Genomic DNA, 22279 nt, shown 5'->3' with positions numbered 1-22279 from the left:
GATGACAGGTGCTCTCTACATCCGGAACACCCCGAACTTCGGCTCCCCGATCGGCGCATTCATCGCCGCCGACAGCCCGAGTGCCAGGACGCGGCGCGTGTCGGCCGGGTCGATCACGCCGTCGTCCCACAGTCGCGCGCTGGCGTAGTACGGGTGCGACTGGTGCGCGAACTGGTCCAGCAGCGGCTGCTTGAACTTGGCCTCTTCTTCGGCGCTCCAGCTGCCGCCCTTGCCTTCGATGCCGTCGCGCTTCACCGTCGCCAGCACGCTGGCTGCCTGCTCGCCGCCCATCACGGAGATGCGCGCGTTGGGCCACATCCAGAGGAAGCGCGGCGAGTACGCACGGCCGCACATGCCGTAGTTGCCGGCACCGAAGCTGCCGCCGATGATCACCGTGAACTTCGGGACGCTGGCCGTGGCGACCGCCGTCACCATCTTGGCGCCGTGGCGCGCGATGCCCTCGGTCTCGTATTTCTTGCCGACCATGAAGCCGGTGATGTTCTGCAGGAACACCAGCGGCACCTTGCGCTGGCAGCACAGCTCGATAAAGTGCGCGCCCTTCTGCGCCGACTCGCTGTACAGGATGCCGTTGTTGCCGATGATGCCCACCGGCATGCCCTCGATGTGCGCGAAGCCGCACACCAGCGTGGTCGTCGAGCCGCCCGGCGTGCCGCCCCAGCGCGCCTTGAATTCGTGGAACTCGCTGCCGTCGACGATGCGCGCGATGACCTCCCGCACGTCGTAGGGCTTGCGCACCTCGGTGGGCACCACGCCCCACAGCTCCTGCGGGTCGTACTTCGGCGGCCGCGGCTCGCGCAGTTCCACCGGCGCCACCTTCTCGCGATTGAGGCTGGCGATGGCCTGGCGTGCGAGCGCGAGCGCATGCATGTCGTTCTGCGCGAGGTGGTCGGCCACGCCCGAGAGGCGCGTGTGCACGTCGCCGCCGCCCAGGTCCTCGGCGCTCACCACCTCGCCGGTGGCGGCCTTCACCAGCGGCGGGCCGCCCAGGAAGATCGTCCCCTGGTTCTTCACGATGATGGTCTCGTCGCTCATCGCCGGCACGTACGCGCCCCCGGCGGTGCACGAGCCCATCACCACCGCGATCTGCGCGATGCCCTGCGCGGACATGTTCGCCTGGTTGAAGAAGATGCGGCCGAAGTGGTCGCGATCGGGAAACACGTCGTCCTGGTTCGGCAGGTTGGCGCCGCCGCTGTCGACGAGGTAGATGCACGGCAGGCGGTTCTGCATCGCGACCTCCTGCGCCCGCAGGTGCTTCTTCACCGTCATCGGGTAGTAGGTGCCGCCCTTCACCGTCGCGTCGTTGCAGACCACCATGACGTCCCGCCCGCTCACGCGCCCGATGCCGGCGATCACGCCGGCGCACGGCGCATCGCCGTGGTACATGCCGTGCGCCGCCAGCGGCGCCAGTTCCAGGAACGGCGTGCCCGGATCCAGCAGCATCTGCACGCGGTCGCGCGGCAGCAGCTTGCCGCGCGCGGTGTGCTTGGCGCGCGCCGCCTCGCCGCCGCCGGCCGCGGCCTTGGCGAGCTGCGCGCGCAGGTCGTCCACCAGGCCGCGCATCACGTCGGCGTTGGCCTGGAACTCCGCCGAGCGGGGATTGAGCTGGCTCTCCAGAACTGGCATGGGTCTCCTCGGGTGCAGCCCGCAGCCTAGCCAATCCGGCACCGCAGCGGCAGCCGGGTGGGTTGCAAATCCTGCCACACTCCCGGACATGACCGCGCCCCGCAAGCCGCCCCCCACGCGCGCGCCCGCCAGCGTCACGCCAATGGCGTTCGCCCGAGCGGTCGCGGCGGCGTACAAGCGGCACGGCCGGGCGCCCGACGCGGCCCTGCGGGCGGCACAGATCACGCCAGCGCAGCTGGGCCAGGCCGGCGGCCGCATGACGGCGCGCCAGATGGAGGTGCTGTCCGCCGCCGCGATGCAGGAGCTCGACGACGAAGGCCTCGCCGCCTTCGGCCGGCGCCTCCCCTGGGGCAGCTACGGCATGCTGGCGCGCGCCTCGCTCACCGCGCCCGACCTCGGCGTCGCGCTCAAGCGCTGGTGCCGCCACCACGGCCTGCTGACCGACGACGTCCGGCTCACGCTTCAATCCGCAGGCCAGGTGGCGACGATCGCGCTGGAGGAACTGCGTCCTTTGCCGCGCGACGTGCGCGAGCTGAGCCTGGCCTTCATCCTGCGCAACATCCACGGCCTGGCCTGCTGGTACGTCGACTCGCGGATCCCGCTGCTCGCCGCCCGCTTTCCGTTCCCGGCGCCGCCCCATGCGGACGCCTACCCGCACATGTTCCCCGGCGCGCTGGAGTTCGACGCCCCGCACGCCGAAATCCGCTTCGACGCGCGCTACCTGAAGCTGCCGCTGCGCCGCGACGAGAAGGCCCTGGCGCAGATGCTGCAGCGCGCGCTCTCGATCACCGTGCTGCAGTACCGCCGCGACCGGCTGCTGGTGCCGCAGGTGCGGCAGGCGCTGGCGGCGCATCCCGAGCGCGCCCACAGCGCCGAAGCGCTGGCGCAGTTGCTGCACGTCTCGGGGCGCACGCTCCACCGGCAGCTGAAGGAGGAAGGCGCGAGCCTGCAGCAGCTCAAGGACGAGGTGCGGATGGAACGCGCCAGGGAGCTCCTGTGGCGCACGGACAGACCGCTGAAGCAGGTCGCCGCCGCCGTCGGCTTCCGCAACGAGAAGAGCTTCGCGCGGGCCTTCCGGCAATGGATGGGGACCACGCCGGCGGCTTTCCGGGACAGCTCTTGAGAGACGACAACGCCATGCAGGATGACGATCCCATTCCCTACATCCAGCGCACGCACGACTGGTACCGCGCGCTCGGCTACGACACGCCGTATCGCTACGCGCACTTCGAGGAAGTCCCGTTCCAGCGCCTGCGCAAGCCTCTGGCCGACTGCGTGCTGGCGCTGGTCACCACCGCGGCGCCCTACCAGCCCGACAAGGGGCCGCAAGGGGCGGGGGCGCCCTACAACGCCGGCGCGAAGTTCCACGCGCCCTACACCGGCGACACCGCGCGCGACCACGACCTGCGCATCTCGCACGTGGCGATCGACCGCCGGCACGCGAACATGGACGACGCGAACTGCTGGTTCCCGTTGCCGCTGCTGCGCCGCCTCGCCGGCGAAAGGCGCTTGCGCCTCGCGCCGCGATTCCACGGCGCGCCCACCAACCGCAGCCAGCGCCACACGCTGGAGGTCGACGCGCCGCTGATCGTGCAGCGCTGCCGCGACGACGGTGTCGATGCCGTGGTGCTGGTGCCGAACTGCCCGGTGTGCCACCAGACGGTGTCGCTGGTCGCGCGAGAACTCGAAGCCGCCGGCATCGCCACCGTGATCCTGGGCGCGGCGAAGGACATCGTGGAGCACGTGGGCGTGCCGCGCCTGCTGTTCTCGGACTTTCCCCTGGGCAATGCCGCCGGCAAGCCGCACGATCCTTCGTCGCAACGCGAGACGCTGGAGCTGGCATTGCGACTGCTGGAGGAAGCGACCGCTCCGCGCACGACGTGGACGTCGCCGCAGCGCTGGAGCGCGTCGGCCGACTGGAAGCTGGATTACTGCAATCCCGAACGGGTCGAACCCGCGGAGCTCGCGCGCTTGCGGGCGGAATTCGATGCGGGCAAGCAGACGGCCCGCACGCTGCGCGAGCAGGGCGCGCGCTGATCCAGCGCGCACACGCGTCCTGTCCAGTTGCGTGGCCGCCGCGAACCGGCGCGAAAACCACTGCACGCCCTGGCCCGTTAGGGCCACTGCGGAGGTTCGGTGACCGCGTCCGACAGCCCGGCGCTGCTGCGCTCGGGACCATGGACTCCCACGTCAAGGAGCAGTACATGGCACAGGGCCCACAGTCGCGCACCACTATCCTGGCAGCGCTGAGACGATCTTCGGTGGCGCTGGCCGTCGCGGCCCTGGCGGCCTGTGGAGGCGGCGGCGGTGGAGGTGGCGGCACCACCGATGCATCCGGCGGTGCCAGCGCGGGTGGAACCGCACCCCCGCCTGCGTCGACGGCAACGCCCGTCGCGGCAGGTTCGCCGATCTCCGGTGGAGGCAGCGTGGGCAGCACGGGGAGCACGGGCACCGCTTCGGGCCCGACCGCGGCCAGCAGCACCACGAAGGCCGCCGCGTTCCAGCGCACCGACTTCCAGGTCAACACCACCACGGCGGGCAGCCAATCCGGTGGCGTTGTCGCACACCTCGCGAATGGCGGCTACGTCGCCGTGTGGGATTCGCGCGCGATGGAGTTCGGCGGCTCCGAGATCCGCATGCAGCGCTTCGATGCGCAGGGGCAGCCGCTCGGTGCCGAGCAGCTGGTCGCGGCACAGGGCAACTACGCGCAGGTGGCGGCGTTCGCCGACGGCAGGTTCCTCGTCACCTGGCGCCTGTCGCCGTTTGCGTACGAGGTCGATGCGCATGGCGCCATGTTCGATGCCCAGGGCGTGCAGATCGGAAGCACGATGCAGCTGGGCAGCGGCTTCAACAGCTTCCAGCCGCGGCCGCTGGCGCTGCCCGACGGCACGTTCATGCTGGCCATCGACACGGACGACGGCAAGTACTCGGCGCCGCTCGGCCTGGTGCAGCACTTCGCCGCGGACGGCACCGCGCTGGGACAGGCCACGCGGCTGGAGAGCCAGCTGTCCGTCCAGACCGGCTCCTACAGTCCCAACTCGGCCGGCCAGGCGCGCATGGCCCTGCTGGCCGACGGCCGCATAGCGACCGCCTGGGTCGCCTCGGGCACCAACAGCAGCGAACTGCGCCTGAGCCTCTTCGACGGGCAGGCGCAATCGCTCGGCGCGGCCACGGTCCTGGATGCACGCAGCATGCCGATCACCGCGCCCTCGATCGCCGCGTTGCCCGACGGCGGCTATGCCGTCACCTGGGCCACGGGTGCGAGCGGGCAGCCGCAGACGGCGTTCCTCGAGGTGTTCGATGCCGACGGCACCTCGCGCGCCCGCCGGCAACTGGCAGCCAGTGCGGCGGGCCAGAGCGGCCAGATCACGCCCCGGGTGACGACGCTCGCCGACGGCAGCCTCGAGGTCGCCTGGGATTCGATGTGGTGGGACGGGACGCTCTCGCGCCGGGTTCTCTGGACCCAGCACGTCGACCGCAACGGGGCGCCGCTCACGGACGCCCAGCAGGTCGACGCGCAGGGTTGGACGACGGACAACCTGCCGTCCGATTCGCTGGACCTGGCGCCCACCACGGGCAGCGGGTTCCTGCTGCTCTACGGCCGCTGGACGGCGCGGGACAGCTGGGAGGTGCGCGCCGGCGCGCACTGAGCCAGGCTCAGCCTTCGTAGCCTTCGACGGTGCCGATGTCGCGCGGCTGGGCTTCGTCGGGGTCGCGGCCGAACTCGCGCCTGGCGCGCCGCTGCCGCAGCAGGTCCCAGCACTGGTCCAGTTCCTCGCCGATGCGGCGCAGGCGCTGCGCGTCCTGCTCGGGATCCTTGCCCTGCCCGACGAGGCGATGCTCCTCGTCGACCAACGCCGTGATGTGCTCGAGGATGCTCTTGTCGCTCATCGTGGTCTCCGGAGTCGAGAGCGCATCGTAGTTCCGCGCCCCCGCCTCCGCTGGCTCAGCAGCGCGCCGGCCGCACACGCGGATCGTCAGGAGCGGCCTACACGTGCGGCCGCCGCGCCGGACCACGATGGCGTCTTTGCGCGACCTGGAGCATCCATGCGACACCTCACGATCCCCCTGGCCCTGGCCGTCGCCTTTGCGCTGACCGCCTGCGGCAAGAACGGCAGCAGCGGCAGTGCCAGCAGCAGCGCGGCACCGACGCCAGCACCGGCCACGGCCTCGACACCCGCGGCTGCACCTGAACCCGCGCCGGCGTCGACTTCGGCGGCGACGCCCGCGCCGAGCACCGAGACCGCAGCGGCAGGTGCGCCCACCAAGGCCGCATCCAGCGCATCGGGCGCCGGTGGTTCGTCGAGCGCCAGCGCCTCGGGCCCCAATGCCACCGCATCGGCAGGTGCGGGCGGCAACGGCCAGGCCGTGTACTCGCAGACCTGCGTCGCCTGCCATGGCGCGGGCGTCGCGGGCGCGCCCAAGGTCGGCGACAAGGCCGACTGGGGCCCGCGCATCGCGCAGGGCAAGGACACGCTCTACTCGCACGCGATCCAGGGCTTCCAGGGCAAGAAGGGCGCGATGCCCGCCAAGGGGGGCAACACCACGCTCGCCGACGCCGACGTGAAGGCGGCCGTCGACTACATGGTGTCGCAGGCGCAGTAGCGCCCGTCGACGACCGGAAAAGCAAACGGCCGGCAAGTGCCGGCCGTTTGTGATGCGAGCCGCGGCAGCCGCGGCGGCGATCAGCCCGCGCTGGCGACGCGCAGCGACGTGCCCTCGATCTGCACCTTCGTGCCGGCGTTCACCGGCTCGCTGCGGCGGATGGTCCGCACGCTGCCGTCTTCCATGCGCACCTTCACGTCGTAGACGGTGGTGGCGCGCGCGCGCTTCTCGATCTCGTTGCCGGCGAACGCACCGCCGACGGCGCCCAGCACCGTCATCGCGGTCTTGCCGTTGCCGCCGCCGACCTGGTGGCCCAGCAGGCCGCCGGCCACCGCGCCACCGGCCACGCCGAGGCCGCTGCCTTCACCCTTCTGCTGCACGGCCTGCACCGACTCCACGACGCCGCAGGTCGCGCAGATGGCACGAGCGGTCTCCGCAGCCGCATGCGTGGCGACCGGCGCGGGGGCACGTTGTGCCGGCGCCTTGGCCGTGTGCACCGGCGCCTTGCCGCCGGACTGCGCCGGCGGTTGGGCCGGCTGGACCTTGGCGACCGGGGGCTTGCCGTCATCGGGCGCGATCATGGGCAGGGCCGAGGCCTGCCTGGCAACGGGCGCCTCGGGCTTGTCGGTCGAGCGCATCACCAGCGCCGTGGCCAGGCCCGCGGTCGCGATGCACAGCACGCCGATCGCGGCCCAGACGGCCTTGGGGATGGCGGCGGCGCCCGAGGGCGCAGCGGAGGAAGTGGTGTTGGGCATGACAGCAGACATGTGCAGTTCTCTTGCTGAGTTGTCGTGCTGCGGTTTATACGGCCGGGCTTGTGCAAGCCCTGCCCGGACCTCGTGAAGGTTGTCACGGGGCGTTTCAGCAGCAGGGTGGCGCGCGACTTTGTTCACGCGGCACCGTTGTGCCTCCACAACCAACAAGGGCCCAGGCCGCGAACGGCCTGGGCCCCTGCACACATCGAGGCGAGGCTTAGCGCGTCGTGGACGAACCGGAGGTCGTCGCGCCGGTCGAGCCGCTCGTGCCAGTGCTGCTCGACGTGCCCAGGGACGAGCCGCTGGACGACGGCGAGGTCGTCGTGGAACTGCCGCTCGAGCCCATGCCCGAGTGCGTGCCCGAGCTGGACGACGACGGCATCGACGAGGAGCTCGAAGACGGCGAGTAGGTCGAGCCCGAGGTCGAAGCGCCGCTGGAACCCATGGTGGACGACCCGCTGCTCGTGCCCGACGCCGACGGACGCGATTGCGACGTGGTGGAGGAAGAGGGGCTCACCGAGCCGGAGGCGGAACCGCCGGCGGCGCCCATGCCGGATGCAGAGCCGCTGGCGGTGCCCGAGGCGGACGGACCGGAGCTGCAGGCGGCCAGGGCGGCGGAGCATGCGAGGGCGAGGATCAGCTTGTTCATCAGGATCTCCTTTATCGAAACCCGGCGCGACGGATGCCGCGACGAGGAGCCCACAGACTGCCTTGCCGGCGATCTGGGACGAAGTTCCATGCTGCGCAGATCCGGGTGAGACACGGTGCGGCTGGTCTGTCGGACGAGAGCCCACAGGCTCAGCGTTGCGCCTCCTTGATCCGCAGCTTCCTCACGAGGCCGTCGGGGCCGAAGAGCAGCACCAGTTCGGGCTGGCCCTGGTGCACAGGATGCGAACGGTAGACCCAGACCTCGTAGCCGCTGTCGAAGGCCACGCGATCGGCGTCGCCAAGGCGCGCCGCGACGTCGGCGCGCGTGCTGCGGCCGGGAACGATCGCCTCCACTGCAGCCTGCGGCGCGAGGCCGTCGCGGAACATCGGCCCGTCGGGACGCGACAGCAGCGGCCCTGCACAGCCGGCCAGCAGCAGAGGCAGGATGGACAAGGCCCGCTCAGCGCGCCGCATGGCCGTCGTCCATGAAGTCGAACAGCACCAGCGTGTCGTGCGGCCACGACGCATCCGCGAGCGGCACGAAGTAGGTGCGGTCGACCAGCATCTCGCAGTCGCAGAACGGCAGGTCCTGGCGCAGGCCAGGGTCATCCGTCGCGCCGGCCCACAGGCGCCCGACGGGCAGCGACTCGCGCCGCGTGCCCGCGACCAGCGTCACGCCGAACAGCGGCCGATCGGCGAAGAACAGGTACTCGTTGTTCTTGCGGCTGCAGTACGCCGGCGTGGTGTCCAGCGCGTCGTAGAGCCGCACGATCCACGACGGGCTGTTGGACACCAGCCCGGCCTCCAGCCCCACCCGGCACTCGAGGCGCAGGTCGCCCAGCCGCCGAGCGTCCGGCGGCAGTCCCGGCGTGCGCACGTCGGCGCGCCAGGTCATCGTGAGCGCCTTGCGGTTGGGCGTGACCACCGCGTCGGTAGCCTCCGCCTTGGCATCGCGCGGCAGCACGAAAGTGCGATCGGGCGCGACGTCGATCGGGATGTCGATACCGCGGCCAACGATCGCGAGCTCCAGATTGTCCAGCCGCACGCCGGGCTTGCGCTGCAGCACCCGGAAGCGCAACGAGGACCCAGGCGCCAGCGCCGCGCGCTCGCGTTCGAACAGGTCCATGCCGCGCAGCATCCGGCGGTACGACTTCTCCACCGGGTCGCGCAGCTGCGTGCCGGTGACGTTCACCGGCGGCAGCGTGGCCGCGTCCTGTGCCAGCACGAGTGCAGGGGGGACGAGCGCGGCCGTGGCCGCGAAGGCGGGCACCACGAGACGGCGAAGACAGGGCGACATGCTCTGGCGCCCAATCTAGCCAGCGTGCCATCGCGTGCCGTCGGGTGCCGCCGCGCGTGCATGTAGGGAGCAGCGCGCGCAAGCCGGGCAGTGGCTGGCTCAGCACGGCACCACCAACCGTCACTTGTGCGGCAGAGTGCAAACAGGGTCCGCGCCAGGCGGGGTGAGCCGTTATCTTGGCTGATTGAACCGCGCCGCGATGGACCCGGAACTCGCCAACCTCAACCTCGATCCGCCGACGCAGCCGTCGCCCTTGCGGCGCGGGCTGTTGCCTGCGCTGCTGGTGCACGTGGCGTTCTTCTTCGCACTGGCGCTCAGCCTGCAGTGGAACCGCGACAGCCCGTCCGACACGCTGGCCACGAGCGGCACCACGCAGAGCGACACGCGGACGATGGGCGCGGCGCCGTCCGCGGCCGCCGAGCCCGCCACGCCGCCCGACGTGCAGCCGGTGACGGCCCCGCCTGGAATGAATGCGCCCTCCGCGTCGCCGACACCCGCACCGGCAGCCGTCGAGCCGATGCAGGCGACGCCGCCGGCACCTGTGCGCCCGCCCGTCGAACAGCGCCGCAGCGAGAACAAGCCCCGTCCGGCGTCTCAACCCGTCGCCCGCGCCACCACCGGCGTGACGCCCGTCTCGCGCACGGAGATCCGGCCCAGCTTCGATTGCGCCCGGGCGCGTTCGCGCACCGAGCGCCTGATCTGCGGCGACGCCGAGCTGGCTGCGCTCGATCGCGACACGGGCCGCCTGCACGCGCGTGCCAGGGCCGCCGCCCGCAATCCGGCGGCCTTCAAGCGCCAGAACGACGCCGAGTGGAAACAGCGCGAGGCGAAGTGCCGCGACAAGACCTGCCTGCTGGCGTGGTACGCGCACCGCCGCGCGCAGCTGCAGCAGGTGGTGGCGCAGGCGCGCTGAACGCGCTGGCCGCGGTGCGCGTCAGGCGCGTGGCTGCTGCGCCTTCTGCGTGCCGGCGCCGGCGTAGCGCTCGCGCAGCTTCAGCTTCCAGAACTTGCCGGTGGACGTGCGCGGCACGGCGTCGATCCATTCGTAGCGGTCCGGCAGCTGCCACTTGGCGAAGCCGTGCCGCAGCAGGTGCGCATCGAGGTCCTGCCGTTCCACCTGCTGCCCCGGCTTGCGCACGACGCAGGCGAGCGGACGTTCGCCCCACTTTTCGTCGGGGATCGCGATCACCGCCGCTTCGGCGATGGCCGGGTGCGCCATCACGGCGTTCTCCAGGTCCACGCTGCTGATCCACTCGCCGCCCGACTTGATCAGGTCCTTGGTGCGATCGGTGATGCGCACGAAGCCGAGCGGATCGACGCTGGCGACATCGCCGGTGCGCAGCCAGCCGTCGGCGGTGAACTTCTCCGCTTCCACCGGCACCTCGTGGTAGCTGCCGGTGATGAAGGGACCGCGCACCTGGATCTCGCCGACGCTCCTGCCATCCCAAGGTTCGTCGTCGCCGGTGTCGCCGCGCACGCGCAGGTCCACCAGCGGCACGGGCACGCCCGCCATCGCCGCGCGGCGGTAACGCTCGTCGACCGACGCATCGCGCAGTTCGGCCCGCTGGTACGACACCGTGCACAGCGGCGAGGTCTCGGTCATGCCCCAGCCCTGCATCAGCCACACGCCATGCCGGTCGAACGCGCGGATCAGCGATTCGGGCACGGCGGCACCGCCCACCAGCGAGCGCATGCCGCGCGGCAGGCGCCAGCGGCCGTGGTTCGGCGTGCCCGGCTCCTGCGCCGCCTCGTAGGCCTGGATCAGCGACATCCAGATCGTCGGCACGCCCAGGGCCAGCGTCGGCGCCTCCGCGGTGATCAGGTCCAGCAGGTCGTCGGGATGCAGGTGCGGCCCCGGGAACACCAGCTTCACGCCCAGCATCACCGCGCCGTACGGCATGCCCCAGCTGTTGGCGTGGAACATCGGCGTAACCGGCAGCACGCAGTCGGTGCCGCGCAGGCCCCAGAAGTCGGCAAGGCTCGCGACCAGCGTGTGCAGCACCGTGGACCGGTGCGAGTACACGACGCCCTTGGGGCGGCCCGTGGTGCCCGACGTGTAGCACATGGCCACCGGATCGTCCTCGTCGTGCGGCGCGTAGTCGAAGGCGTCCGGGTCGGCCCCCGCGAGCAGCGCCTCGTAGTCGGCGTGCCGGGGCGGCACGGCGTGACCGCCGAAGGGCACGACGATCACGCGCTCGAACGCATGCAGGTGCGCGAACTTCTCGTACAGCGGCAGCAGCACGTCGTCGACGACCAGGAACCGGTCCTGCGCGTGGCCCGCGATCCAACCGATCTCGTCGGGCGCGAGCCGCAGGTTCAGCGTGTGCATCACGCCGCCCGCGGCGGGGATGCCGAAGTAGCACTCCAGGTGCGCGTGGTGGTTCCAGCACAGGGTCGCCACGCGGTCGCCCTTGCGCAGCCCCAGGCCCTGCAGCGCCGCCGCGAGCGAGCGCGTGCGCCGATGGAACTCGCCGTACGTATGCCGCCGCAGAGACTTGTCGGGCAGGCGCGAGACGATCTCGTTGCCGGCGAACAGCCGCCCCGCGCGCTCCAGCAGGTCGTTCAGCGAGAGCGGCAGGGACATCATGGTCGAGCGCATCGTGGGCCTCCAGGGTCGGACCCACTCTAGGCCGCGCGGCGACGCAGGGAATGCGGAGTGGCCCTAGGCCGGCGGACCTATCGCCGCACGGCCGCCACCATCGAGGCCAGTTCGCCGGCGTCGACCGGCTTGCGCAGGTAGCGGTCGAAGCCGACCTCCAGCGCGCGACGCCGGTCTTCGGCGCGCGTGAAGGCCGTGAGCGCGATGGCCGGCAGCGACGTCAGGCGCCGGTCCGTGCTGGCGCGCAGGCGCCGGATCAGCTCGAAGCCGTCGACGTCGGGCATGCCGATGTCGCTGACCAGCACGTCGGGCACGGTGGCGCGCACCTGCCGCAGCGCGTCGTCGGCGCCTTCGGCCGAGCGCACGTGCGCGCCGCACTCCTGCAGGATGGTGGTGAGCAGCTGGCGCGCATCGGCCTCGTCGTCGACCACCAGCACGTCCACGCCCTGCAGGTCGGGCAGCACGGGACAGACCGGGTGGATGGAATCGGGACCGGTGTCGGTGCCCTCCGGCCGGTCCGTGCTGGTGGGCGCCTGTGGCAGCGGCAGCGTGATCGTGAACGTCGCGCCGCGGCCCTCCCCGGCGCTCTCGGCCTTCACCGTGCCGCCGTGCAGCTCGACCAGTTGCCGCACGATCGCGAGGCCCAGGCCCAGGCCGCCGTGGCGCCGCGTCGTGCTGGCATCGGCCTGGCGGAAGCGGTCGAAGACGTGGGGCAGGAACTCCGGCGAGATGCCGGAGCCCGTGTCGGTGATGCGCGCCAGCACCTGGCCGGCGCGGGTCTCGACCTCGACGCCCACCTGCCCGCCTTCGGGCGTGAACTTGATGGCGTTGGTCAGCAGGTTCCACATGATCTGCTGCAGGCGGCTCGGGTCGCCCCAGACGCGCACCGTGCCTGGCGCGACCCGCACGTCCAGCGCGATGCCCCTGGCGAACGCGGCGGGGCGGGTGGCTTCCACGGCCGCCTCGACCACCTGCCCGAAGTCGACCCACGAGGGTTCGATGCGCACCTTGCCGGCCACGATGCGGCTCATGTCCAGCAGGTCGTCGATCAGTTGCGCCTGCAGCCGCGCGTTGCGCTCGATGGTCTGCAGCCCTTTCTGCAGCGAGGCCTCGTCCTTCTTCAGGTGCAGCAGCTGCACCCAGCCGAGGATGGCGTGCAGCGGGGTGCGCAGCTCGTGCGACAGCGTGGCCAGGAACTGGTCCTTGAGGTCGGAGAGGCGCTCGACCTCGGCGCGTGCCAGCCGCTCGCGCGTGAGCAGGGCCTGGCGTTCGTCGGATGCTCGCACGGTGGCGGCGAGGATGTCGTTGCGCATCTCGAGCCGCGCATCGAACACCGCCATGATCAGCGCGATGGCCAGCACCGCCACGGTGCCCACGATGACCAGCAGCGCCAGGCCGGTGAGCGCGAAGACGCTGCTGACCGCCAGCGACCGGCTGCCGGCCGGGAAGTTCGCCGCGGCCATGCCCGTGTAGTGCATCCCCGCGATGGCCAGTCCCATCACCAGCGCCGCCACGGTGCGGGTGCGCCACGCCTGCTCGCCGCTGTCCCGCAGCCGGAAGGCGATCCACAGCGAGGCGGCTGCGGCGCCGAGGGCCAGCAGCACCGACATCACCACCAGCCACGGCGTCCAGACGATGGCGGGCTGCATGCGCAGCGCCGCCATGCCGACGAAATGCATCGCGCTGATGCCGAGGGCCAGCAGCACGGCCGAGATGGCGAGATGGCGCCGCGTCACCTGCGGCAGGCTCACCTGCCACAGCGCGGCCGACGAGGCGACGACGGGGAGCAGCCATGACACCAGCGTGAGCTGCGGGTCGTAGCCGAGCGGCACGGGAAGCCGGAAGGCCAGCATCCCCACGAAGTGCATCGCCCAGATGCCGCTGCCCATCGCGAAGCCCCCACCGGTCACCCACGACCTCACGGCGCCTTGCGCCACGTGGTGCACGCGCTCCGCCAGGGCCAGCGCCGCGTACGAGGCCAGCACTGCGACGAGGACCGAGATCAGGACCAGCGGGACGTCGTAGTTGCCTTCGAGCATGGGTCAGCCATGCTAGCTCGCCGGTCCCGCCATGCAAATGCTGAGCTACGCGCGCGCGTACGGATGAGCCATTTCGGCGACCCCATCTCAGCAAAACGTAACCGATTCTGTAGGAGCCATCCGACACTGTTGTCGAGCCGCCTCAGGATGGGAGATCGGCACAGATCTTCGTACCTCAGCGTAAACCCTTGCCAGCACTGGCCTCAGCAGGCATTAGGAGGTCGGCAGCTACAAAGATGCTGCACCTGCTGGGCGCGCATTCGTGAATCACGTCACGAGGAACATGCCTCATGTTCTCTTACGTTTGTAGTCGCCGTCCGAGCCGAATGTAGGACGGCGCCGACTACAGTCGCTGCTCTTGCTGAGACGACGAGCCCAGCCGCAGCCCACGAGGCCGGCGCGAGGCCAACGAGTCGCCCCAGCGCATCCCTGAACCGGTCCGGCCCGACACCCGAGCCAGGACCCTTCCCGGAGCCACCAACATGCAACGACGCCTCTTCCTTCTTTCCGGTTCTGCCACTGCCATGGCTGCTGCCCTGTCCGCCTGCGGCGGTGGCGGTGGCGGCGGCGCGCCGGCCACCGGCGACGTCAGCAGCGCACCGCTGGCCACTGGCGTGTCCACGGCGGCAGCTCCCGCCCCCGTCGCTGCCGCTGCCGCCGCGCCCGCCGCGAACGGCCTGAGCCCCATGCCCTCCAAGGTCCTCGGCTGCTACTACACCGCCTGGGACACCGGCAGCTACAAGATCACCGACGTGCCGACCGACTTCAACGTGATCTACCTGTTCCAGTGCAAGCCGAGCGGCTCGGCCGTCAACGGCAGCTGGAACAACGTCGGTGACGGCACCTTCACCTTCGAGTTCTTCAACGACGTCACGCGAGCCCAGGTGCAGGCCGTTCGCGCCCGCGGGCAGAAGGTGATCCTCACCGTGGGCGGCGCCGGCGCCGGCTACGCCTGGGACAACCGCAGCAAGTCGACCAACTTCGTCGCCTCGTTCAAGGCCATCGCCGACCAGCTGGGCGGCGTCGACGGCATCGACTTCAACAACTACGAAGCCGGCATCGTCACCGCGGCCAACTACGACGCGGTCAGCGCCGAGATGGTGTGGATCGCCCAGCAGCTGAAGGCCGCCTACGGCGCCAACTTCGCGGTGACCTCGCCGCCGGCGCCGAACGACACGCTGTCGCAGTCGCTGATGAAAGCCATGAAGGACGCCGGCGTGCTGACCTACGCCGCCCCGCAGTTCTACGACTGGAGCGGCTTCAACGCGGTGGGCTACATCGCCAACGGGATCGACACCTGGTCGAAGCTGCTCGGCGAGGACAGCGTCGCGGTCGGCATGTCGGCCAACTACGGCAACGGCCCGTCGATGTCCGACTGCAACCGCGAGTGGAGCTCGGTCAAGGCGGCCCACCCCGGCATCCGCGGCATGTTCTGCTGGAGCGCGCAGACCAACCTGCAGGGCAACAACGCCTGGGGCTCGGCGATGAAGGCCGCACTGGGCTGATGCCCAAGATCGCCGCGGCCCCGCGGGCCGCGGCACCTCCTCACGGCGCGTCCACCACCTCGGCCGCCGTGCGGAACGCGTCCACCGCGGCCGGGAAGCCGCAGTACACGGATGCGTGCAGGAAGATCTCCTGCAGTTCCTCCGGCGTCACGCCGTTGTTCAACGCGCCTCGCACGTGGATCTTCAGTTCATGCATGCGTCCCAGCGCGACCAGCATCGCCACCGTGACGATGCTGCGCGTCCTGAGGTCGATGCCCTTGCGCTGCCACGTGTTGCCCCACGCATGGCGCGTGACCAGCTCCTGCAGCGGCTCGGTGAAGGCGGTGGCGCGATCGAGCGCGCCCTGCACGTAGGCATCGCCCAGCACCGCGCGACGCGTGGCAAGGCCGGCCTGGAGTTCGGGATCGTTCGGAAGCTGCATGCGGGCTCCTGTGAAGTGAGCCGCATCGTAGTGCGCTTCGTATGATCAGCTGGTGCAGCCCGAACTCGCCATCGTCATCAGCCTGCGCGACCAGACCCTGCGCCTGCTGCAGCACGGCGTCGAACGCATGGCGTTCGACGTGTCGACGGCAGCCCGCGGGGCGGGATGCACCCAGGGAAGCCACTGCACGCCGACCGGGCTGCATCGCGTGCGGTTGAAGATCGGGGCAGGCTGCGCATCTGGCACGGTCTTCGTCGGCCGCCGCGCGACCGGCGAGGTACTGACGCCCGGGCTGAGCGAGCGATTCCCCGATCGCGACTGGATCCTCACGCGCATCCTTTGGCTGCAGGGACTGCAGCGCGGCATCAACCGCGGCGGCGACGTCGACACGCTGCGCCGCTTCGTCTACATCCACGGCACGGCGGACGAGGCGCGGATCGGCCAGCCCGTCTCGCACGGCTGCGTGCGCATGCGCAACCGCGACATCGAGCAGCTGTTCGATGCGGTGGCGTGCGGCACTCGCGTGGACCTGCAGCCCTGACGCGGCGCCGCCCGCGTCACCTCACCGCGCCTGGGAGCCTGCCGGCAGCTGGTGCATGAACTCGGGGCGCAACGGCGCGATGCCATTGGGGTAGTAGCGCTCCGGTCCCAGCGGCGGCAGGGGCGTGCCCACGATGCGCGACTGGTCCACCGGAGCCGGCAGCGCGGATGGCGCGGCCGGCGCACCCATCGCCGACGTGGTGGATCGCGCCACTCGCGCGGGCAGCACCGGTGTCGTCGCGACGGTCGCGCGGCGCGGCCAGGCCGGCAGGGGCACGCGCGAGCCGGACTCGGACATGCCGCTCACGCCGCCTGGTCCTGCGTTGGCCGAATCGGCTGCAGCACTGGCCGCACCGACACCGACGCCGCCGCCACCGCCAGGCCCGGCGGAGGCACTCGCCGCGCCGACGCCGCCACCCGACCCCGCTCCGCCACCGGCCGCGCCCGCGCCAGCGCTGCCCACGCCCGCACCGGCGCCACCGGCCGACGCACCGCCGCCGACGCCAGCGCCTGCACCACCCGCGCTCGCGCCTGCGCCGGCACCACCGGAGCCAGCACCCGCGCCACTGCCTGCGCCCGCTCCGCCTGCACCTGCACCGGCGCCACCTGCACCTGCACCTGCACCTGCACCTGCACCTGCGCCGCCACCTGCACCTGCACCTGCTCCGCCGCCAGCGCCGGCACCACCGCCGCCCGCACCAGCGCCACCACCGCCAGCACCGGCACCACCGCCGCCTGCGCCCGCACCACCGCCACCGGCTCCCGCACCGCCGCCACCGGCACCCCCGCCGCCTGCGCCGCCGCCACCCGAACCACCACCGCCGGCACCGCCGCCACCAGAGCCGCCACCGCCACCGCCACCACCTCCTCCTCCACCGCCTCCTCCTCCACCGCCACCTCCTCCACCGCCACCGCCACCGCCGCCTCCACCACCGCCCCCGCCTCCATGGGCGTAGGCATCAGCAGGCCAGGTCAATCCGATCGTTGCGGTCAGCGCCGCGACCAGCACCGTCACGCCGAGGCGTCGTTGCAGGGCTTTCATGGTGTGCGTCCTTCAGTTCGTCAATGCAGGCCATGATCTTTTTTCCCATGCGCGGCGACCGTCAGACGCGCACCGACGCCGACGTCGGCGGCAGCTTTCGCTGAGCCTCGGGGCACGCCTGCTGGCACGAAGCACGGCGAGATGCAAGCGCAAGTTGTGCATGGCCCACAGCGCTCACCACCAGTTGCAAGCCGGTGCGTGCGGCACCGGGAACGCGGCGATGCGGAGGGCAGAATGCGAGCCCTTCCAAGCTCATCGTTCGACGCGCACCGCATGCCGCTTTTCAAGAACATCGTCGTCTACCGGATCGGCCCCGACTGGACCGCGCCTTCGCTCGATCGCCTCGAGGCCGAACTGCAGCGCCTCGCCTTCGTGCCCTGCCAGCCCACGCAGGAGCTGTCGATCGGCTGGCTGTCGCCACGCGGGCAGGACCATGGCGCGATGGTCGAAGTGGTCGGCGGCCAGTCGATCCTCAAGCTGGCCATCGAACGCAAGGCCGTGCCCGGCGGCGCGGTGCGCGCGGAACTCGAGGCGCGCTGCAAGGCCATCGAGCAGCAGACCGGCCGCAAGCCGGACCGCAAGGAGAAGAACGAGATCAAGCAGGAGATCGTGCATGCGTTCCTGCCGCGGGCCTTCAGCAAGCGCGCCACCTTCACCTTGTGGCTCGACGCGGAGAACCGCGCGCTGGTGGTGTCGGCGGGCAGTCTCAAGGGCGCCGAGCCGGTGCTCAAGGCGCTGGTGGACACGCTGGCCGAACTGAAGCATCCGATCTCGCTGGCGCCGCTGAACACCGCGACCTCGCCGGCCACGGCGATGGGCGAGTGGCTCACCACGCGGGAGGCGCCCGAAGGCTTCACCATCGACCGTGACCTGGAGCTGAAGAAGGCGGGCGAGGAGAAGTCGGTGGTGCGCTATGCACGCCACAGCCTGGACCTGGACGAGATCGGCCAGCACATCCAGGAAGGCAAGCTGCCCACGCAGCTCGCGCTGACCTGGAACGACAAGGTCTCGTTCGTGCTGACCGAGCAGCTGGGCATCCGCAAGATCGACATCCGCGACGTCGAGGAAGCGCCCAAGGGCGAAGACCATTTCGATGCCGACGTCGCCATCGCCACCGGCGAGCTCTCGCAGCTGCTGCCCGACCTGCTGCAGTCGCTGGGCGGCGAAGTGCTGCACGAGCACGGGCCGGCGGCGGCGCCCCAGCCGGTCACCGAGGCCCAGCTGGAAACGGAAGGCGCGCCCTTCTAGGTTTCCGGCCAATCGGTTTCCTCCGACGCGCGGAATGCCGCGCGTCTTCCGGGCGGCAGCGTGGCACCGCGGTAGCGTGGCGCATCCATTTCCAGTCCCACGCAGCCATGGATGCTCCCCAGAAGCCCGACACGATCAAGCGCTACGACAACCCGACCCCGCTGTTCCCCGGTGAGCACTGGGTCGACCTGGCCGGTGGCCTGGCCGCCTGGCTGCTCACGCGCAAGCATCCGTCGCTGGCGGTGCGCACGCTGGGCACCTTCCTCGGCGCGACGCTGGTGGCGCGCGCGGCACACGGCCACTACACCATGAGCCAGGTGATGCGCTGGACGCCAATCGGCGGCGGCATCAAGCGCGACTGAGTTCCGCCGCGCCCGACACGAGCGGCCGCGAACGGCCTGCTCAGCGCGCCGCGAGCTCCAGCTTCAACGGCACCGGCTTGCCGGGCTCGGCCTGCACCGGCGCCGGCGCAGCCACCGCGACACGCGAAGAATCGACGCCGGTCCTGCGCCAACGCAGCGGCCACGCCCTGCGCGCGCTGCGTGCCCAGGCGCGCCAGCGCGTCCTTGTCCAGTGGCGCCTCCTGCTCCAGCTTGCGCACCAGCCCGCGGTAGAAACCCACCCCATCGGCGACCTGCGGCTCGCCCTGCACGGCGTTGGTGATGCGCCGCCACACGGGCAGCTCCCGCAGAGGCGCTGCGCCGGCGCCCGAAGCGCTCGAAGCGGCTGCGGCGCCACTGGCCTCGCCGGGTGGCCGCGATCTCTCGGCCGCGACCTTCGCCTGCTCCCACGCGGCCTCCCCGAACCGCCGCGTGTAGAGATCGCGCACGGCCGCGCGCACATGGCGGTCGCCCATGTCGAGTGGGCCCGGCGCCTCGCCCGCGTCGAGCTTCAGCCCGGCGCGGCGCACGATCTCCTCGCGCACCGCGCGCCGGCGCAGCGCGGCGCCGTCGGCCGCTTCGCTGAATTGCGCCGGCACGACGAGCCGCAGCTGCGCGCGCCTGGCCAACACCTGCGCCACCTGCTGCAGCTTCTCGCGTTCCGGAGGCAGCACGCGATCGCTGCCCGGGTCGAAGTCGATCACTTCGAGCTTCTCGCCCGAGCCGCCGCCGAACAGCCCTGCAAGCGCGCGGAACGGCGCCGTCGCCACGCGCGCCAGCACGTTCGTGAAGGCCTTCCACACCACCGCGCCGTAGCTGAACTGCGGATCGCTCAGGTCGCCCGTGACCGGGATGCCCAGGTCGATGCGGCCCTGGTCGTCCTTCAGCACCGCGATCGCGAGTTCCAGCGGCAGCTTCAGCGCGTCGGGACTGTCCACGCGCTCGCCGAGCGTGAGTCGGTCGATGGTGATCTTGTTGTCGCCCTGCAGCTTGCTGTCGTGCACCCGGTAGCGCAGGTCGAGCGAGATGCGCCCCTCGGCGATGCGGTAGCCGGCGAACTTCATCGCGTACGGCGAGGCCGGCACCATGTCGACGTTGCGGAACACGACGTTCAGGTCGGTGCTGTCCAGCGGCGAGAAGGGCGCCAGGCCGCCGCGCACCCGTGCCAGCCCGAACTCGCCCACGCGTCCGTCCAGCTCGACCTGGCTGCGCGCGCCGTCGCGGTTGGACAGGCCGGTGACGACGCCGTTGAGCGACTCGACGCGCGCCCCGAACTGCGGGCGCAGGCTCAGGTCGACGAAATCGAGCTTGGCGTCCTGCAGCCGCAGCCGCTCGATGCGCACCGGGAATGCCGGACTCGCGCTCGCTGCGGCGGCGGTTCGCTGCGCCTCGGGCTTGCGCTGGTCGCGCACCAGCAGGCGCGCCGCGTTGAAGGTGCGGTCGTTCTCGATGATCAGGCTGGCCTCGGGCGCCTGCACGCGCAGCTCGGGAATCACCAGCCCGCGCGTGCCGGCCACCAGCCGGTCGGCCGACACCCGCTTCCAGCGCGCGAACAGCTTGCCGTCCACTTCATCGAGACGCAGGTTCGCCACCTCCGCGCGGCCGGTGTACTTCACGACGGGCTGCCGGCCCTCCGGCAGGCTCGCCTCCAGCCGGCCCTGCGTGCTCAGCGTGCCGGCCCCCAGCTTGAGCCGCACGTAGCGCGTCAGCACCGGCTGCGCCGTGGACAGCGCCAGCTGCCGCAGTTGCAGCTGGGCGTCCAGCGCGCGGGTGGCGGGCACGAGGCGCCCCTGCAAGGCGAGCTCGCCGCCTTCGCGCAGGCGCAGCCCGCCTTCCACGTGCACGGACTGGCGCAGGTCCGAGCCCACGCCGTCCAGGCGCAGCGCCACGTCCTGCAGTTGCGTGCGCAGGCCCAGCCCCTGGTCCTCGACGTCGAGCGTGACGCGCGACAGCGCCACCTGCGCGGCCTGCGCGCTCCAGGCCGGAGCCTTGGGCGCGTCCGGCGCGCGCGCGGTGCCGGCGTTCGCCTGCGTGCCGACGGGCAGCATCGCGAGCAGGTCGAGCCGGCCCTGCGCATCGCGCAGCACGCGCACGCGTCCGCCCTCGAGCGCGATGCGACCGGCCTCGACCCGGTGCGCGGCCAGGTCCACCGCGGCCTTCTCGACCGCGAGCCGCTCGAGCGTGACGGGCGGCCGGCCCGGCTGCGCCAGCGCAAGCTGCTCGGCCAGCAGCGAGCCGCCGTCCACCTTGAACGCGAGTGCCTCGGGCGTCTGTGCCGCGTCGAGCCGCAACGTCCCGCCGATGCGCGCGGCCGTGAACGTCACCGCGGGGCGCGCCGATGCATCCACCACGCGCAGGGCAAGCGCCTCGGCCTGCATCTGGCCCACAGCCACTTTCCACGGCGTCGGCGCGCGCGGCGTCGCGGGCGGCTCGCGCTCCACCAGCAGGCCGGCGATGTCCCAGCGGCCCTGCGCATCGCGCTGCAGCCCGAGCTCGCCACCCGCGAGCCGCACGGTGCCGATCACCGCCTCCCGCCGCGCGAGGTCGGCCTCCACGTCCAGCACCTGCGCATCGCGCAGCGACGCCAAGCGGGCTTCGCCGGCTGCGTGGCCGGCCGACAGATCGGTGATCGCGGCCCTGGCGCCGTGCAGCTTCGCCGTGAGCTGTCCCTTCTGGTACGCGAACTCGTACGGCAGCGTCGCGGAAAGTTTTCCGCTCGCGACAACCGCACGGACGTAAGGCTTCAGGTAGGCGGCCATCGTGGGCAGTGGCAGCCCCTCGAACACGAGCTCACCGTTGGCGCGGATCGGGTTGAGCGACGCCACGCCCGCCCAGCGCATCCGGCCACCGCCGGCGATGTCGGCTGCCAGCCGCCACGCCTCGCGCTCGTTCGGCAGCGTGCTCAGGCGGTCGAAGCGCAGGTCGATGGGCGTGACCACCGCGTGCGTGTCGGCCTGGCGGTCGTCCCACTCGATGCGGCCCTGGGTCAGCGCGAAGCCGTCGATCACCACGCGCGGCAGGCCGCCATCACGCTCCTTGCGCGGGCCTTCGTGGCGCTGCAGCGTGTCGAGCAGCGCGCCGAGGTTGAAGCGCCCATCGGGCGCGATCGCCAGCCTGGCCTGCGGCGCATCCACCTGCACGCTCTGCAGCGTCCAGGCGCGGTCCAGCAGCGAGCGCCATGCGAGGTCCGCTTCGAGCGCCCCGATCGCCAGCAGCGGCGAGCCATCCGCCTCTGCCAGCCTGACGTCGCGGGCGCGCAGCCGCAGCAGGAACGGGTTGAAGCGCACCTCGCCCACGGACGCCGGACGCTCGAGCTTCTCGGCCGCGAGCCTCGGCAATTGCCAGCGCACCAGCGCCGGCACGCCCCAGAAGCCGGCCACGGCGTACAAGGCCAGCAGCAGCACCAGGATCACCAACCACCGAAGCCAAGGCCGAGCCATGGCTCAGGATAGTCACGGCCGGGCAGCACGGGCGTAACGGGCCGACACTTCCTCGCAGGGCCTGTTGCACCTCAAGGCTGATCCGGACGTTCTGTTGAGCCGTGGCGCCGCGCGCC

Annotated in this window: 22 protein-coding genes and 1 pseudogene; 11 read left to right on the top strand and 12 right to left on the bottom strand. The window is 71.6% G+C overall.

The annotated features are described in order from the left end of the window. Window positions 1-15 precede the first annotated feature (15 nt). Window positions 16-1644: a carboxyl transferase domain-containing protein gene (locus ACPWT1_RS06820; protein WP_427914621.1), complete on the bottom strand. Its 1629-nt coding sequence runs from the start codon at window positions 1642-1644 to the stop codon at window positions 16-18. Window positions 1645-1732: 88 nt separating this feature from the next. On the opposite strand from ACPWT1_RS06820, the gene ACPWT1_RS06815 reads away from it, so the two are divergent. The 3 genes from ACPWT1_RS06815 (at window position 1733) to ACPWT1_RS06805 (ending at window position 5294) form a co-directional block, all read left to right on the top strand. Further along, window positions 1733-2767: an AraC family transcriptional regulator gene (locus ACPWT1_RS06815; RefSeq protein WP_427914620.1), complete on the top strand. Its 1035-nt coding sequence runs from the start codon at window positions 1733-1735 to the stop codon at window positions 2765-2767. After that, window positions 2764-3681 (top strand): reductase, encoded by a 918-nt coding sequence (locus ACPWT1_RS06810; protein WP_427914619.1) that lies wholly within the window; start codon window positions 2764-2766, stop codon window positions 3679-3681. Before ACPWT1_RS06815 ends, ACPWT1_RS06810 begins: the two co-directional genes overlap by 4 nt. Window positions 3682-3848: 167 nt before the next feature. Then, window positions 3849-5294, top strand: coding sequence for a hypothetical protein (locus ACPWT1_RS06805; RefSeq protein WP_427914618.1), 1446 nt, complete (start codon window positions 3849-3851; stop codon window positions 5292-5294). 7 nt (window positions 5295-5301) lie between these two features. On the opposite strand, the gene ACPWT1_RS06800 is transcribed toward ACPWT1_RS06805, so the two are convergent. Beyond that, complete coding sequence (locus ACPWT1_RS06800) at window positions 5302-5535, bottom strand: DUF2630 family protein (protein WP_427914617.1); 234 nt, start codon at window positions 5533-5535, stop codon at window positions 5302-5304. A 156-nt stretch (window positions 5536-5691) separates the two neighbouring features. Between ACPWT1_RS06800 and ACPWT1_RS06795 the strand changes: the two genes are divergently transcribed. Then, window positions 5692-6249: a c-type cytochrome gene (locus ACPWT1_RS06795; RefSeq protein ID WP_427914616.1), complete on the top strand. Its 558-nt coding sequence runs from the start codon at window positions 5692-5694 to the stop codon at window positions 6247-6249. A gap of 80 nt (window positions 6250-6329) precedes the next feature. Here ACPWT1_RS06795 and ACPWT1_RS06790 read toward each other — a convergent pair whose 3' ends face one another. Then, entirely contained in the window at window positions 6330-7016 is a 687-nt protein-coding gene (locus ACPWT1_RS06790; protein WP_427914615.1) for a glycine zipper 2TM domain-containing protein, read from the bottom strand. 215 nt (window positions 7017-7231) lie between these two features. On the opposite strand from ACPWT1_RS06790, the gene ACPWT1_RS06785 reads away from it, so the two are divergent. Beyond that, complete coding sequence (locus ACPWT1_RS06785; protein WP_427914614.1) at window positions 7232-7414, top strand: hypothetical protein; 183 nt, start codon at window positions 7232-7234, stop codon at window positions 7412-7414. 36 nt (window positions 7415-7450) lie between these two features. After that, window positions 7451-7762, top strand: a complete 312-nt coding sequence (locus ACPWT1_RS06780; RefSeq protein WP_427914613.1) for a hypothetical protein — start codon at window positions 7451-7453, stop codon at window positions 7760-7762. Between the two features lie 40 nt (window positions 7763-7802). On the opposite strand, the gene ACPWT1_RS06775 is transcribed toward ACPWT1_RS06780, so the two are convergent. Both ACPWT1_RS06775 and ACPWT1_RS06770 read right to left on the bottom strand, forming a co-directional pair. After that, window positions 7803-8105, bottom strand: coding sequence for a hypothetical protein (locus ACPWT1_RS06775; RefSeq protein ID WP_427914612.1), 303 nt, complete (start codon window positions 8103-8105; stop codon window positions 7803-7805). Window positions 8106-8112: 7 nt separating this feature from the next. Beyond that, window positions 8113-8949 carry a hypothetical protein gene (locus ACPWT1_RS06770; protein WP_427914611.1) on the bottom strand — a complete coding sequence of 279 codons (837 nt, stop codon included), beginning with the start codon at window positions 8947-8949 and terminating at the stop codon, window positions 8113-8115. A gap of 184 nt (window positions 8950-9133) precedes the next feature. Here ACPWT1_RS06770 and ACPWT1_RS06765 point away from each other — a divergent pair, with 184 nt between their 5' ends. Beyond that, window positions 9134-9862, top strand: a complete 729-nt coding sequence (locus ACPWT1_RS06765) for a hypothetical protein (RefSeq protein WP_427914610.1) — start codon at window positions 9134-9136, stop codon at window positions 9860-9862. Between the two features lie 21 nt (window positions 9863-9883). Here the strand turns inward: ACPWT1_RS06765 and ACPWT1_RS06760 are convergent, their stop codons facing one another. Both ACPWT1_RS06760 and ACPWT1_RS06755 read right to left on the bottom strand, forming a co-directional pair. After that, window positions 9884-11536, bottom strand: a complete 1653-nt coding sequence (locus ACPWT1_RS06760) for a long-chain fatty acid--CoA ligase (protein WP_427914609.1) — start codon at window positions 11534-11536, stop codon at window positions 9884-9886. A gap of 89 nt (window positions 11537-11625) precedes the next feature. Next, entirely contained in the window at window positions 11626-13587 is a 1962-nt protein-coding gene (locus tag ACPWT1_RS06755) for an MHYT domain-containing protein (RefSeq protein ID WP_427914608.1), read from the bottom strand. A 524-nt stretch (window positions 13588-14111) separates the two neighbouring features. Between ACPWT1_RS06755 and ACPWT1_RS06750 the strand changes: the two genes are divergently transcribed. After that, complete coding sequence (locus tag ACPWT1_RS06750) at window positions 14112-15092, top strand: hypothetical protein (RefSeq protein WP_427914607.1); 981 nt, start codon at window positions 14112-14114, stop codon at window positions 15090-15092. Window positions 15093-15132: 40 nt separating this feature from the next. Here ACPWT1_RS06750 and ACPWT1_RS06745 read toward each other — a convergent pair whose 3' ends face one another. Then, entirely contained in the window at window positions 15133-15513 is a 381-nt protein-coding gene (locus tag ACPWT1_RS06745; protein WP_427914606.1) for a carboxymuconolactone decarboxylase family protein, read from the bottom strand. 52 nt (window positions 15514-15565) lie between these two features. Here ACPWT1_RS06745 and ACPWT1_RS06740 point away from each other — a divergent pair, with 52 nt between their 5' ends. After that, window positions 15566-16054 carry a L,D-transpeptidase family protein gene (locus ACPWT1_RS06740; protein ID WP_427914605.1) on the top strand — a complete coding sequence of 163 codons (489 nt, stop codon included), beginning with the start codon at window positions 15566-15568 and terminating at the stop codon, window positions 16052-16054. Between the two features lie 21 nt (window positions 16055-16075). Here the strand turns inward: ACPWT1_RS06740 and ACPWT1_RS06735 are convergent, their stop codons facing one another. Together ACPWT1_RS06735 and ACPWT1_RS06730 are read right to left on the bottom strand one after the other, a co-directional pair. Continuing rightward, a complete protein-coding gene (locus ACPWT1_RS06735; protein WP_427914604.1) occupies window positions 16076-16360 on the bottom strand; it encodes a hypothetical protein in 285 nt (94 codons plus the stop codon). Beyond that, window positions 16357-17013, bottom strand: coding sequence for a hypothetical protein (locus tag ACPWT1_RS06730; protein ID WP_427914603.1), 657 nt, complete (start codon window positions 17011-17013; stop codon window positions 16357-16359). Before ACPWT1_RS06730 ends, ACPWT1_RS06735 begins: the two co-directional genes overlap by 4 nt. A gap of 355 nt (window positions 17014-17368) precedes the next feature. Between ACPWT1_RS06730 and ACPWT1_RS06725 the strand changes: the two genes are divergently transcribed. Together ACPWT1_RS06725 and ACPWT1_RS06720 are read left to right on the top strand one after the other, a co-directional pair. Further along, entirely contained in the window at window positions 17369-18343 is a 975-nt protein-coding gene (locus ACPWT1_RS06725; protein WP_427914602.1) for a recombination-associated protein RdgC, read from the top strand. A gap of 107 nt (window positions 18344-18450) precedes the next feature. After that, window positions 18451-18705, top strand: coding sequence for a hypothetical protein (locus ACPWT1_RS06720; RefSeq protein ID WP_427914601.1), 255 nt, complete (start codon window positions 18451-18453; stop codon window positions 18703-18705). Here ACPWT1_RS06720 and ACPWT1_RS06715 read toward each other — a convergent pair. Both ACPWT1_RS06715 and ACPWT1_RS06710 read right to left on the bottom strand, forming a co-directional pair. Beyond that, window positions 18645-20066 (bottom strand): DUF748 domain-containing protein, encoded by a 1422-nt coding sequence (locus tag ACPWT1_RS06715; RefSeq protein ID WP_427915515.1) that lies wholly within the window; start codon window positions 20064-20066, stop codon window positions 18645-18647. The genes ACPWT1_RS06720 and ACPWT1_RS06715 overlap by 61 nt on opposite strands. A 249-nt stretch (window positions 20067-20315) precedes the next feature. Next, window positions 20316-22163: pseudogene (locus ACPWT1_RS06710) on the bottom strand (DUF748 domain-containing protein); the annotation flags it as partial. Between the last annotated feature and the right edge of the window lie 116 nt (window positions 22164-22279).

The sequence above is a fragment of the Ramlibacter sp. MMS24-I3-19 genome (assembly GCF_050320135.1).
Lineage (GTDB): Bacteria > Pseudomonadota > Gammaproteobacteria > Burkholderiales > Burkholderiaceae_C > Ramlibacter.
Note: the sequence above shows the minus strand (reverse complement) of the source record. Positions and strands in the feature narration are given on the sequence as shown.

Excerpts from the sequence above, each read along its gene's own strand:
- ACPWT1_RS06820 (WP_427914621.1), bottom strand. The coding sequence starts at position 1,644 with ATGCCAGTTCTGGAGAGCCAGCTCAATCCCCGCTCGGCGGAGTTCCAG.
- ACPWT1_RS06815 (WP_427914620.1), top strand. The coding sequence starts at position 1,733 with ATGACCGCGCCCCGCAAGCCGCCCCCCACGCGCGCGCCCGCCAGCGTC.
- ACPWT1_RS06805 (WP_427914618.1), top strand. The coding sequence starts at position 3,849 with ATGGCACAGGGCCCACAGTCGCGCACCACTATCCTGGCAGCGCTGAGA.
- ACPWT1_RS06800 (WP_427914617.1), bottom strand. The coding sequence starts at position 5,535 with ATGAGCGACAAGAGCATCCTCGAGCACATCACGGCGTTGGTCGACGAG.
- ACPWT1_RS06795 (WP_427914616.1), top strand. The coding sequence starts at position 5,692 with ATGCGACACCTCACGATCCCCCTGGCCCTGGCCGTCGCCTTTGCGCTG.
- ACPWT1_RS06790 (WP_427914615.1), bottom strand. The coding sequence starts at position 7,016 with ATGTCTGCTGTCATGCCCAACACCACTTCCTCCGCTGCGCCCTCGGGC.
- ACPWT1_RS06770 (WP_427914611.1), bottom strand. The coding sequence starts at position 8,949 with ATGTCGCCCTGTCTTCGCCGTCTCGTGGTGCCCGCCTTCGCGGCCACG.
- ACPWT1_RS06760 (WP_427914609.1), bottom strand. The coding sequence starts at position 11,536 with ATGATGTCCCTGCCGCTCTCGCTGAACGACCTGCTGGAGCGCGCGGGG.
- ACPWT1_RS06755 (WP_427914608.1), bottom strand. The coding sequence starts at position 13,587 with ATGCTCGAAGGCAACTACGACGTCCCGCTGGTCCTGATCTCGGTCCTC.
- ACPWT1_RS06750 (WP_427914607.1), top strand. The coding sequence starts at position 14,112 with ATGGCTGCTGCCCTGTCCGCCTGCGGCGGTGGCGGTGGCGGCGGCGCG.
- ACPWT1_RS06745 (WP_427914606.1), bottom strand. The coding sequence starts at position 15,513 with ATGCAGCTTCCGAACGATCCCGAACTCCAGGCCGGCCTTGCCACGCGT.
- ACPWT1_RS06730 (WP_427914603.1), bottom strand. The coding sequence starts at position 17,013 with ATGCCTACGCCCATGGAGGCGGGGGCGGTGGTGGAGGCGGCGGTGGCG.
- ACPWT1_RS06725 (WP_427914602.1), top strand. The coding sequence starts at position 17,369 with ATGCCGCTTTTCAAGAACATCGTCGTCTACCGGATCGGCCCCGACTGG.
- ACPWT1_RS06720 (WP_427914601.1), top strand. The coding sequence starts at position 18,451 with ATGGATGCTCCCCAGAAGCCCGACACGATCAAGCGCTACGACAACCCG.